The 11,757-nt window shown below is 66.9% G+C and carries 10 protein-coding genes; 1 reads left to right on the top strand and 9 read right to left on the bottom strand.

Going from position 1 to position 11,757, the window contains the following annotated elements; all coding sequences use genetic code 11:
* Positions 1-80: 80 nt before the first annotated feature.
* The gene (locus ACTMVF_RS42260; RefSeq protein WP_441276407.1) at positions 81-1,073 is read right to left on the bottom strand and encodes an AbiTii domain-containing protein; all 993 of its coding nucleotides are present in this window, start codon (positions 1,071-1,073) and stop codon (positions 81-83) included.
* A gap of 326 nt (positions 1,074-1,399) precedes the next feature.
* Positions 1,400-1,573, bottom strand: a complete 174-nt coding sequence (locus ACTMVF_RS42255; protein WP_351055728.1) for a hypothetical protein — start codon at positions 1,571-1,573, stop codon at positions 1,400-1,402.
* A 183-nt stretch (positions 1,574-1,756) separates the two neighbouring features.
* Between ACTMVF_RS42255 and ACTMVF_RS42250 the strand changes: the two genes are divergently transcribed.
* Positions 1,757-3,889: a tetratricopeptide repeat protein gene (locus tag ACTMVF_RS42250; protein ID WP_351055727.1), complete on the top strand. Its 2,133-nt coding sequence runs from the start codon at positions 1,757-1,759 to the stop codon at positions 3,887-3,889.
* A gap of 20 nt (positions 3,890-3,909) precedes the next feature.
* Here the strand turns inward: ACTMVF_RS42250 and ACTMVF_RS42245 are convergent, their stop codons facing one another.
* From ACTMVF_RS42245 to ACTMVF_RS42215, 7 genes are all read right to left on the bottom strand, one after another.
* Positions 3,910-4,002, bottom strand: coding sequence for a helix-turn-helix domain-containing protein (locus tag ACTMVF_RS42245; RefSeq protein ID WP_351056135.1), 93 nt, complete (start codon positions 4,000-4,002; stop codon positions 3,910-3,912).
* 229 nt (positions 4,003-4,231) lie between these two features.
* Entirely contained in the window at positions 4,232-4,861 is a 630-nt protein-coding gene (locus ACTMVF_RS42240; protein WP_441276406.1) for a class I SAM-dependent methyltransferase, read from the bottom strand.
* A gap of 268 nt (positions 4,862-5,129) precedes the next feature.
* A complete protein-coding gene (locus ACTMVF_RS42235; protein ID WP_441276405.1) occupies positions 5,130-5,702 on the bottom strand; it encodes a hypothetical protein in 573 nt (190 codons plus the stop codon).
* 248 nt (positions 5,703-5,950) lie between these two features.
* Positions 5,951-7,234 (bottom strand): TniQ family protein, encoded by a 1,284-nt coding sequence (locus tag ACTMVF_RS42230; protein WP_441276404.1) that lies wholly within the window; start codon positions 7,232-7,234, stop codon positions 5,951-5,953.
* Positions 7,227-8,486 (bottom strand): AAA family ATPase, encoded by a 1,260-nt coding sequence (locus ACTMVF_RS42225; RefSeq protein ID WP_441276403.1) that lies wholly within the window; start codon positions 8,484-8,486, stop codon positions 7,227-7,229. The genes ACTMVF_RS42230 and ACTMVF_RS42225 overlap by 8 nt, the downstream gene beginning before the upstream one ends.
* Entirely contained in the window at positions 8,464-10,716 is a 2,253-nt protein-coding gene (locus ACTMVF_RS42220) for a transposase (protein WP_351055722.1), read from the bottom strand. Before ACTMVF_RS42220 ends, ACTMVF_RS42225 begins: the two co-directional genes overlap by 23 nt.
* Positions 10,716-11,471 carry a TnsA-like heteromeric transposase endonuclease subunit gene (locus ACTMVF_RS42215; protein ID WP_441276402.1) on the bottom strand — a complete coding sequence of 252 codons (756 nt, stop codon included), beginning with the start codon at positions 11,469-11,471 and terminating at the stop codon, positions 10,716-10,718. The genes ACTMVF_RS42220 and ACTMVF_RS42215 overlap by 1 nt, the downstream gene beginning before the upstream one ends.
* Positions 11,472-11,757 lie beyond the last annotated feature (286 nt).

Below are 11,757 nucleotides of genomic sequence, written 5' to 3'. Positions count from 1 at the left end.
TGTGACTTCACGCGATAGGTGTCACTTTCCAGCGATTCTTGTCACCAGTGGTCCCGCACATGTCAGGCGGGCAACCGGAATCAGGAGTCGCCGTGCTCGGGCGCCGCGCTCAGGGTCAGGATCTCGCCGAGGGCGATGTAGGTCTGCAGGAAGATGAAGCGGGCCTCGTCGATGGTGACCTCAGCGTGAGTGCCTGCGGAGCACCGGGCGTAGAGATCGGACAAGGTCCGACGTAGCCGGTCCCTGCGACTCTTGGACGCCCCACATGCGTGGGTGTGGGCCTGGAGCCGATTCAGCACCTGCTGCGGCCCGACCTTCAGGTCGACCTCGTCCCCGATCTTGTACAACTCGTCCCGGGCCGGGAACAGGTAATCCGCGGAGGAATCGATCAGCCGACGGCAGGTGGTGAGGGCCTGGCTGACAGACTCGCGGTCCCCGTCCCGGAGGCGGTCAGAGATGCGCTCGATCTTTTCGAGCGCAGTCCCGCTCGCCGCCGCCAACGCCCCGTCGACCCTCTCCTGGGTGTTTGCGAACAGACTCGCCTGGAGCTCGCTGAACAGGAGCTCGTGGTAGATCTCGGTGATCATGTCGTAGACGGTCGCGACAACTTGCCCGCAGATCCCGGCCCACGTGCCGAAAACGGCCGAGGACTGGAGGATCCGTTCGTCGTGGCGGCGCGAGGCAAGTAGGGCATTGTCGCCCGAATAGTTGCCCCCGCCGCGCATGGCGTCGATGGCCTGCTGGGCAGACTCGACCTGCGCCTCCACTTTCGCGATCGAGCCGGTGTGGAAGGTCTTCTTCTCCTTGTCGGCCCACCGGCCCGCTCGTCCGATCCAAGGCCTGACGGAACCGTCGATCGGGTATCCGTTGCGCTCGAATCCGAGGAACTCCGTCAACTCGGTGTGGCCGACCAGCCGGGCGAGCCGGCTGGCCTTCAGGACGACCTCGGACGCCTTCAACCGCTTGAGCTCGATGTCGGCCAAGAGCTCATCCGCAACGCGGATCGCTTCTTCCTGTCGCCCCACTACTGACCGCCCGTCTGCTCGAACTCTGCTGCGCTGCAGTCGTACCACGCGGGTCGGACATGTCTGTGCCGATTATTTCGGCGACCACGACAGCCTTCGCATCGTGGCCACCCACCACCAGGTTCACGGGCTGTCGTTAACGAACGGGTCACGAGCCGCAGATGCCGTTGATCATTTGTTGCTTTCGGCGGCGTTGACCTGGGTTGTCCGGCAGTATGCGTGTTCGTGGGCGACTGCCGGTGGGGATGGATGAGCTGGTTGAGCACTGGACGGTACTCGACGAGTTGGAGCTCGTGGCGGGCAAGCGGAGTGCGACGATGCTCGCCACCGGCGCCCCACCTGGAGGGGCGCCCGGTGACGAGGCTGATGGGCCGTCATCTACGGCTGCCGCGTACGGCACGGATCACCTCGGCGACAGCCTTCAGCACCGTGGCGCGGTCACGCGAGGCTGTGCCCTTCACCACGACGATGACGATCAGCACAGCCGCGGCAGCGGCGACGAGCGCGATGGCTACGGGCACCAGGGTGGCCCAGGCGGTGATGTTCATGGCATTCCCTCCCTTCGTGCAGCCATCGGATGGGCCGCACGAGGAACATCACAGCCGACCGCCCCGCAGGGCTGAAGCTTTACCGGACCGGACAGATACCAGCATCAAAAGCCCAGTTCACAGGAGTGCTGAGCTGGCCGTCGGACGGATCCGACGGATCCGCAGGACCGGGGAGGGTGTGCGGTGAGCAAGAGGACGGACCTGAGTACCGGACGAGAGATCTTGCGTTCGGAACTGCGCAAGCTGGAGGCCAACGCGCTTCAGGGCCGGGACCGCACGGACGCCATCGCCGAGGCTGGCCGTCGGCTCCAGCAGTCCCTCTCGCCAACCACCGTCGGCGGCTGGTTCGAAAGGGGCGCCCCGGCCAAGGACTTCAAGACCCTGTGGACCCTGGTCGAGGTCCTGCTGGAATGGTCCGGGCAACCTCGACCCGACACACTCACCGGACCGGACCGCGCCAAAGCGACAGGGCAGTGGGTGAGCACGAAGGAACTGTGGAAGAAGCGGTGGGAACAGGCCAGAACACCTCAGCCCGTCACCGCCGTACCACCTGGTACCCGGGCGGTAAGCCGCTACGTCGGCCGACCCATTGCCGAGTTCGACGATCGGCTCGTTCTGAACGACCTGGAGGTACACCCGGCCCTCGACGGCGGCGCCGCAGTCGGCAGGATCAGCGCACTACCCGCCTACGTCAGACGTGAGTTCGACACTCGGCTGGGCTCGCTGGTGGCCGCCGCCGCGAACGGGCAGAGCGGCATCGCGGTACTGGTCGGCGGGTCTTCCACGGGCAAGACCCGGGCCTGCTGGGAAGCGGTCAAGAACCTGCCGGACGGATGGCGGTTGTGGCATCCGATCGAGCCCGATCAGCCGACAGCCGTGATCAGGAACCTGGAACTGGTGGCGCCGCAGACCGTGGTGTGGCTCAACGATGCCCAGCACTACCTCCTTGACCGTGACCACAGCGCGCAGGTCGCCTCCGGCCTCCGTGAGCTGCTGAACGACCCCGAACGCGGCCCGGTGCTGATCCTGGGCACCACTTGGCCCGAGCACTGGGACACGCTCACCGATGTCCCCAGGACTAGGCCCGTACCACCAGACCCGTACGTGCAGGCCCGCCAACTGGTCTCGAACAAGAGCATCACCGTCCCCGAGGCCTTCACTGTTGAGGAACTCACGACTGCACAGTCCACCACCTGCGACCCCCGTCTGGCCGAAGCTCTTCAGCACGCGGAGCAAGGGCAGGTCACCCAGTACCTGGCAGGCGTCCCCGCCCTGATCGAGCGCTACAACAACGCATCCCCAGGTGCAAAGGCGCTGATCGAGGCCGCGATGGACGTGCGCAGCCTTGGTCACGGCCTCGCCCTGCCCCTGGCTCTGCTGGAGGCCGCCGCCGAGGGCTATCTCACCGAGACGCAGTGGGACCTGCTGGAGGACGACTGGCTCGAACGGTCCCTCGCCTATGTCGCCTGCCCGGTGCGCGGCACTCGCGGCCCGCTGACCCGTATCCGGCCGCGACGCGGCCACCCCGCCTTCGCGCAACCCCACTACCGTCTCGCCGACTACCTCGAACAACACGGCCGGCACAGCAGCACCGTTCCCCCGGTTCCCGGAGCCCGTGACGCTCTCGTCGTTCCGGTTCCGGCTCATACATGGGACGTTCTGATTGACCACGGCACTCCGTCGGGCCGTGCATCACTCGCCCGCGCAGCCCACGCCCGTGGTCTCTTCCGCATCGCCATGCGCCTGTACCAGGGCGCCGTCGAGGCTGGTGCCACCCGTGCTCTGAGACCGGCGGCCGACATCCTGCGCATGGCCGACCGGGAGGAAGAAGCGATCGCTTGGTATCAGCGCGGCGCCGAAACTGGTGACCTTCTCGCTCTGGGATGGGCAGTCCTGTTGCTGACCAGACGCGGTATGACAGACGAGGCCTTGACATGCCATCGGCTTGCTTCCGAGGCGAGCGATTCCGCCCCCTTGGGGATGAACGCTCTGCTGGAGAAGATGCAGCAGATTGAGGACGCCGATGCCTGGGTCCAACGCAACGTCGTCGACGGCGCGAGGGTCACCACGCAGTGGGCTCCCCTGATGCTGCGGGACGACTACGCCTGGCTGCTGCAGAGGCCCACACGGATTGCCGAGGCCCTGGAGCGGCTGAGAGCCCATGCTGAAGCTGGTAACACTGGCTCCCTGACCTTGGCCACCGATCTGCTGCACGCGGCCGGGCGTGTGGACGAGGCGAGAAGACTGAGACGGTACGGGTGGGAGCCGAAAGGATGGATCGCTTCGCCGTGGGAGGCTCCGCCGCCAGGTGATTAAACGGTCGTCACCGTAACGCGTCAGCTATGCACGTCGCTGGACGGTCGGGCCCACTCCAGAACGCGGTACACCGTCGCTCTCGACACAGAGAACAACTCGGCGAGGTCGGCGATGGGAGTGCTCGCCGGTGGAGTGCTGCGCGACCCTGTGGACCTGCTGCCGAGCCGTCAGCTTGGGCGGTCTGCCCTTGAGCTAGCCACAATGATCAACCGCGGTTGCGGCTGGTGACACGTTCGTCGGCACCCGTTCAGGCTGAGAGTCTTCAGTTTCCGCAATTATCTAGGGTGCTGAGGAGCTGTAAGGCATGTTGACCGAACTAACTCAAGAGTTTTCGCAGGTCAGCTACGGGCGGCGGGCCAGGAAGTGTGTGTCGAGGAAGCCGCGCTCGGACGCTGGGTCGTGGAGCAACCGAGCCACCGTGACGAGCCCGGCCTCGGCCAGCAATTTGGCAAACTGCTCCGCCGGCCAGCTATAGGCGGGCGCCACCTTGTGATCGAAGCGGACCGGTTCCGGCCCCTCGGTCCCGAAGAAGGACACCAGGAGCAGACCCCCTGGTGCCAGAACACGCGCCTGCTCAGCGAGTAGCGCGGGCAGTTCTTCAGGTGGGGTATGGATCATCGAGTAGTGGGCCAGCATTCCACCGAGCGTGCCGTCCTCGACCGGCAGGGCCTCCATTCGCGCTTCGTCGAACCGCAACGCCGGCTGGGCCCGCCGCGCGTGGTCGACCATGGCCGGGGAGAAGTCGATCCCGAAGGCGTCCAGCCCCAAGTCGTGCAGCATGGCCGTCAGATGACCGGGTCCGCACCCGATGTCGGCTACCCGCAAGTTCCCCGTATCACGCACGAGCTCGGCGAAGGTGCCGATCATGTTCCGCGCGAACGGCCGCGTCTCCAACCGGCTAGTGAACATCGACGCATAGATCTCGACGACCCCGTCGTAGGCCGCCCTGGTCTCATCCTGGTGGTCTAACACAGGCAGGAAGCTAACACCCCGCCGACCTCCGGCCCATACCGGCCTTTCCCCTCGGGACTGATCGTCGCGTCACCTGATCACGGGACGCCCCCGGTAGTTCGGAGAAGGAACGTAAGGCAAGTGGACCCTGTGCAGGGCCTCGGACACGGTGACCTCCAGGAGCCTGTCTGAACGAACCGCATACTCCCAAGATCCAGCGGTTCGTTCAGAACACCCGACGGTGCCACCGATCAGCTGACGGCCCGGCGAGTCGCTGGCACCTTGGGGCTCAGGCAGCCTCAGCTCTGGGGATGGCCTCGTCGCGCATCCAATCGAGGAACCGGCGCAGCGCGGGGATCAGTTCTTCGCCAGCGCATTCCCCGCTCGCGAAGACCCATGTTCGGCGGTAGGTCAGATCCGCCGCACCGCTGTCCGTGGGGGACGCCGAGGGCACGCTGAAGGTGTACCGCGCTGGCGCGGTACCGTCTCTGACTACGTCGATGTGGGACTCGGTGATCACCGAAGGGTTGTAGGCGGTCGCGCGCGCCATCGCCGCATCGGAGACGAGAACCTCGTGTTGGACCTGGGCCGCTTCACCTGCCTCTTTGAGCACCAGGTCCCTCGCGCCTTTGACGCACTTGAGCCGAGGGTCGTCGGCGGTTCCCCGCCACCACTGACCAAATCCGGACGTCCGCCCCAGCACCTTCGACTCGGACTCGACCGCGTGACCGACTCTGCGGATCACGGCGATGGCGCCGACGAAGGAGTCCTGGAACTCCTCTTGGTCGTCGGCGAGCTCCTCCAGGATCTCCAGATACTTCTCCGCCAGTGCGAGGGCCTTCCGGCTCTTCTCTAGTCTCATAGGTACATTTCAGGCGCTGCGCGGTGATGCTGCTACCGCGCTCTCTGTACTGGCCGATCCGATGCTCCTCAGAGGCCATTCTGAACAGACCGCCGGTTCGATCGACTCCGGTGCTCGTTCAGGGTTGCATCGGAGGCTTGACTACGTGCCTAACGGCTCCAGATGCCTGCTGACCTGCTCGGACAGCCGATGAACCCATGGGGATCACAGCCCTGTGCCCGCATAGCTACGGAGAAGTGACAAGTAGCTCATGGTGACGACCGGGTCGCGGTTCCTGCCGAGACGGCTTGGATAACGTCGCTCCGGCTTCTCGGCTTTCCCTGGGGGCTGTAGGCGAGGACGACTCGGAGGGGAATCGAGGCGCCGCGGGGGCTGCGGAGGGAGTAACTGAGCGGCTGGTGGATGCGCTTGGCTTCGTTCGCGAGGGGGACGAGGAACTGTGCTGCGGCTTCTTCGTCTGGTGTGCGTAGGAAGCGGTCTGCGATTTCCAGGACGGCGCCGGTGGCGACGGGATCGTCCGGCGGGTCGGTGTATGCGGTTGACCGCAGGTTCTTCCGTGGCTGGGCACCGCGACGATGGAACAGCTCGTGACGCCGTTCGGCCTCGGTATCGATGATTCGCGCCAGTGCAGGGGTGGCCGCGTGGGGCCGGGCTTCGGGCCAGGTCATGAAAATCAGGGCGACGACGCCGCGGAGGTCTTGAAAGTATTGTGCCGTGGGGGTCAGCCAGCCGATGCTGCTGACCTGCTCGGGACCCTCCGGGGACAGGAACGACAGGTACTTCTTCTGCAGTGTGAAGAGGACGTCGCGTGATTGATGGTCTCGGGGCATCGGCTCCTCACTCCTGGGAGCTTGGGTGAGGTCGGCTCCGCAGGCTGGGCTCACCGCCCGGGGATTCCCCGGCTTCGGGGTCGCTCGGCATCGGACAGGATGCAGGTCGCTGTCTCGCGGCCGGGCAATCAGGTCGTTGCTGTGGCGATTCTGGGCCAGTTCGCCGCAGAGGTGGCAGTAGCGGCGGAGAAATCGTTCGTGGTGCGGGCAGGAGAAGACCGGCGGAAGCCTCCAGAGCCTGCGCCAGGCGCCGCCGTGACGCTGCTGGATCTCCGAACCGTCTCCGCCGAGACAGTCGGGGCAATACTGGGTCCGCGTGGTCAGGAGCCAGGGGTTGTTGTATTGCAGGCGACTGGTGCCGGAACTGCTCCGGCCGCGAAATTCGGAGCTCAAGGGGCCGTAGCGGGTTCCGAGCGAGGCCAGCAGCAGGCCAACTGTCTCCTGGCGGGAGAGACGGGTGGCGTGGCAGAAAGCGTCAAGGTCGGCTTCGCCGAGATTGATCGCGCAGGAGATCGGGATGCGGATGAGGGTCGTCCTGTCCTTCCGGCTGCTGGGGATCCCCATGCGGAGGATCAGCGGTCCCGGTCCGACGCCCAGCCGGTGCGAAAGCCGCAGCACATAGCCGGGCAGTGACTCATCCTCCAGCGGGTCCAGGCTCCTGGGCAGCGACCGCAAGGAGGACAGGCTGGGCGGCTCAGCCACCGGCCGCGCTTCCACCGCGGTCGTCGTAAACGGTGTTACGTCCCTTCCTGCAGGGCTTCCGGGCAGGGACGGGAACATCCATGGGAACTTCGGGAATCTCCCCGGCTGTTGGGTCACGGTCGGTGAGATTGCCCAGGTTGATCGGGATCGCTGACAGCAGTTCCGGGGTCAGCTCCTCGGCCCCCGACTCGATCGCCTCGGTGCATCCGTCCTCGATCAGCCGTTTGAGGAGCCCGACGATGCCGCGGGTGCGGCGGAACAGGTACTCCGGCATCCCGCCTTCGGTGAGCATCCCTGGCCGGGCCCGGAACAGCCTCAGCCTGTCTTCGATGCCAGCCAGGTGCTGGATGAACGCGGTCATGCCCTCAGCGGTGTCGTAGTCGAACGGATCAAGATCGACCAGGTCGAAACGCCGCTCAGTCTGCGTGGCAGCCGACGGGTTGTAACTCTTCCCCGGCTTAGCCGGCGGGAAGACCCACTGCCCCGTGCGAGGATCGGGGTAGCCGCTCCTCAGCAGCCCCGAACGGGGGATGTCGACACCGATCAACACCAGGGTGACGTTGAGGTCCATCAGCTCCCGGACGAGATCGAGAGTGTCCTGGTCGTCCTCACGGTGGAGCCTGAGTCTGGTGATGTCATCCAGCAGCAAGGCCGTTGTGCGATGGTCCCGCAACGAGTCTCGCACTGCCCGGATCATGCCGTTCAGCGTCTTCGGCAGCGGCGCCCCGTAGAAGTCCAGAACGGCCGCGCACAACCCCTTCGGTGTCGCCCGCACCGGAGTGCGGCAGTAGGCGACGGGGACGAACAGGTCCCGGGTGCCCGGGACCGGACCGGGCAGCAGCTGCCGGTGAAGATCCCGCCACAGCATCTCGAACGTGGCCGCGGCATCGCAGGCCGTTTCCGTCTTGCCCAGGTAACCGCCGCCGCTGACCATCAGCCCGTCGCGAGTGCCCGGCTCGAAGTTCAGCGCGTTGTTCCGCATCCGCCCCCGCATCAGCTTGGTGACCTTCGCGCTCATCGGGGTCTCCAGCAGCCCCATGTTCACGTGCGTCGCGGTCCGGTGCAGGTCATGCAGAGCACGGCGTCTCGGGCTCATCGCCGCGAACTCCTCCGCGGTGAGCCGCGGCGCCGGAATGAAAGTGCTCCGACGTTCCTGCCACTGCCGCCAGCCCTCGACCCTGGTGCGGTCAGGCGGCGGGCCAGCCCGCAGAAAGGGGACAATGCCATTTTCACCCCACGCCTGGTCCGCCATGCCCATCCTCTTCCTCATCATCCTCGGGCAGGAGGAAAAGATCACGCTGCCGGTAGGCCTCACCCAGCGGAGGCGGCGGCGTCGGCCTTTCCTGGACTGCCTGCTCACGGCGGTGCCGCCGGTGGCTATCAATGCTGTCCGCGGCCTGACGCGTCCTGTCCTGCCAGCGCAAGGGAGTGACCACCCCATCCCCGACGGCAACCTTGGCGGGTTCACTCTGCGGCCGGTCAGCTCGCGAAGCGGCGGCCTGGACGACCTCACGGGAGTGCTCAGTCCGCGCCGATTTCGGGAGCCGGGTCGGCCACTGACTCACCGGGACGCGAGAGCCGAGCAACTCCAGAAGGACCGGCAGGAGTTCATCGTCTGTGCGGGGCCTGAGCCCGCAAGCTTGGGCCTTCTTGAGAAGTTCGCGTACGCGTGCGTCACCGAAGGCGGGGGCCTGCCCATCAGGCGGCAGCCCGGTCCAGGCAAGGGGGTGCCAGTCGTGGGTGAGCGGGTCCTGGAAGAACACGCTGCGGCGGTCTCGGGGATCCCTGCGGATGACCCACTGGCCCTTGTGCTGTCCGCCGCGGGTCGAGTGCTGGCCCCGGTAAGGGTCCAGGGCCGGAGCGTCATACCAAAGTCCGCGGATCTTCACTCCGCGCCGAGCATCGATCTTGCGAACGTGGTGGACGGGCAGCAGTTCGTAAAACAGTTCCGCCGAGGGGATCTCCATGGCGAATCCAGCCTGGGCGAACGAGGCAGCGAACAGTGAGTTGGGGCTGTGGTCGCCGCCAGGGTCCCAGCTGGGCGCGTACTGGCCCAGCCGGCGCCGTTGCCAGACTGCAACGATCCAGGTGGCGATCACGTGCTCCATCTCGTCGATTGTCAGCACCGCGTCACCTTCCGGGTCGGCGCCGCGGTCGCCGGGGTCGATGCCGGTGTAGCCGGGCAGCTGCTCGAACAGCAGCGACCTGATCGCGCCGAAGGCCCGCTCGCAGGCGGACTTGTCCGTGGGCCGCAGAACGCGGCTGGGAAGGATGTTGCAGCCGAGCACCCGCTGGGCGTCGACCAGGTGGTGGTTGCGATAGACAGACCCGTGGTCGGTGGTCACGGTCTCCGGCGCGAAGAACGGCAGGCCGGCGACCCTATGCCCGGCGAACTCGGCAACCACCGTGGCGGGCAGGCCCGGATAGGGCCACTCCAGTTCCTCGCCCCAGTCTGCCCGCATCGGCAGGGGCAGCATCACGTCCCGCAGCAGCATCGCGACGTCCACTGACTGGTCGGAGACCAGGGTGAGACGGAAGGCGCAAAGGGAGTGCGTGTGCACGTCCATCGCGAGCGTGAGGTGGCATTTCACCGGATCGCCGAACACGCTCTCGCGGACCATCACGGGCAGCACCGTGGTGTCCAGCGCCACCACCTGGCCGGGCCGATGAACGAGCACGTGCCCGTTCTTCGACGGCAGTTCGGCTGAGCGCGCGTAGCGCTGGCGGGACCGACCCGGCCCGAACCACTCGCGCCAGACCACCCAGAGAGTCTGGTAGCTGGGGACGACGACGTCCCTGTCGGGGAAGGTCTCGCGTACATACTGGTGGATCATGCGCGCCCGGGTCCGCATGGTCACCTTCGACCGGTGCAGGGTCTCCGCGCGGACCGCGAAGATTGCCTCTCGGACCTCCTCGGTAATGCTCGGATGGCCGCCGCTCTCACGCAGCCACCGCTCGTCCGCGCAGCCAATCAGGCCCGCTTCCCGGCGTCGGCGGTCCCAGCGGATCAGGGTCCGGTAGCCGACCCGGTCCAGGCCCAGCAGTTTCGCCTGCTGGCGGTCCATGCCTCCCAGTTCGGCGACCTTCGCCAGGCGGCGGGCGGTCAGCGTCGTGGTGGCCGGGTCGTACTCCGGCTTCGGCTCACCCGGCCCCGGACGCAGCGGGTCGCCGCTGCGGAAGCCGGTCTCCACCTCCAGGAGGTGAGCCAGGCGGAAAGCAGCGAGTTCCCGCCTTCCCGGCTCCAGGTCCTGCACGGTCTTCGGTTGACGGCCCCGGCTGGAGCCCTGAGCCGCAGTCCTGGATGAGGGGCGGCAGTTGGGGTGATTGGCCAGGAACCGGAAGCTCACCGGCTGCCGGGCGCCATCGCCGCGGACCAGGTGGACCCGACCGAGTTCGGGCTCCCGGCGCTCGACCGTCCATTCCCCGCCGTCCAGCACCAGAGCCGCCCCCGGCGAGAGGTCCAGGACTGCCGCCGGCCTCATCACGCCTCCCCAGCGGGGTTAATCACCAAGGACCGGTCACCGAACGGTCGGCTCAGATCGGCTCCCAGGCACCGGTGCCAGAGCAGGTGCAGAAGCTGCGCACGGGCCAGCGGCGGAAACGGGGTGGCGTCCACAAGCTCCCCGAACGTGCCACCCTCGCAGGCCGCGTCCCTGAGCGCCAGCCGCAGCCCGAGCGGGTCGGACAAGGACCGACGCTGAGAGGAGAAGGCATCGACCGCTGCGGCGACATGGTCCCTCCAGCCCGCAGCGACGGTGTAATGCCAGCCGCAGGCCAGCGCGGCCTCGGCAGTCGCGGCGAACGCCTCCAGGTCCTCCGGCGCGATCAGCGCCCGTGGCCGTACGTCGATCAGCCAGACGCCGGTCCGGGTCACCACCAGGAAGTCCGGGATGTGTCCCCTGCGGCCGGTCGCGGTGTCGAACCGCAGCCGCAGGGGCTGCGACAGCACGTCGACGAGGCCAGCCGCGAAGTCGAGGACCAGGAGCAGCCGGGCCTCCTCCAAGCTCTCGGCCCCGTGATGACGGCCGGTGCTGACGAGGAACTGAAGGCTGGGGCGGTGGCGTTGGGCCCGACGCCAGGAGAACCAGCGCATCGGAGTTCCCTCCGCGAGAGGTGTGTGGGCCAAGTCCCGCACAGTGCACGACACCTCGTCGCTCGCTGTCCGCCAGGTCACCGTCCAACGGCGCGTCCACCCCGGCCCGAGGCCGAGGCCGTCACTGCCCGGCGCTACGGACACCGGGACAAGCAAGTCTTCCCACCAGCAGATGTGCGACCACAGACCACCGACCCGAGCCTCAGCCGGGGACGTTGGCTGTACAAGGGAACGCACTCCGTCCACAGCACCACACGACCACCGTCGAGAGCGGCAAGCAGGGCGATCTCCGGATCTGGTGACAACTCGGCCGAGAAACAGCCGGAAGTGACAACTGCCGCATGAATCTGGTGACAGGAGGCGCTGGAAGCGCGAGAGAACACGTCAGGTCAAACGCCATCACCGGTGACACCTAGCGCTGGAAGTCACA

Source organism: Streptomyces sp. SD31, assembly GCF_052068475.1.
Taxonomy (GTDB): Bacteria; Actinomycetota; Actinomycetes; order Streptomycetales; family Streptomycetaceae; genus Streptomyces.
Note: the sequence above shows the minus strand (reverse complement) of the source record. Positions and strands in the feature narration are given on the sequence as shown.

What these genes read in the sequence shown, in the direction of transcription:
- ACTMVF_RS42255 (WP_351055728.1), bottom strand. Translation starts at nt 1,573, where the DNA reads ATGAACATCACCGCCTGGGCCACCCTGGTGCCCGTAGCCATCGCGCTC.
- ACTMVF_RS42235 (WP_441276405.1), bottom strand. Translation starts at nt 5,702, where the DNA reads ATGAGACTAGAGAAGAGCCGGAAGGCCCTCGCACTGGCGGAGAAGTAT.
- ACTMVF_RS42225 (WP_441276403.1), bottom strand. Translation starts at nt 8,486, where the DNA reads ATGGCGGACCAGGCGTGGGGTGAAAATGGCATTGTCCCCTTTCTGCGG.
- ACTMVF_RS42220 (WP_351055722.1), bottom strand. Translation starts at nt 10,716, where the DNA reads ATGAGGCCGGCGGCAGTCCTGGACCTCTCGCCGGGGGCGGCTCTGGTG.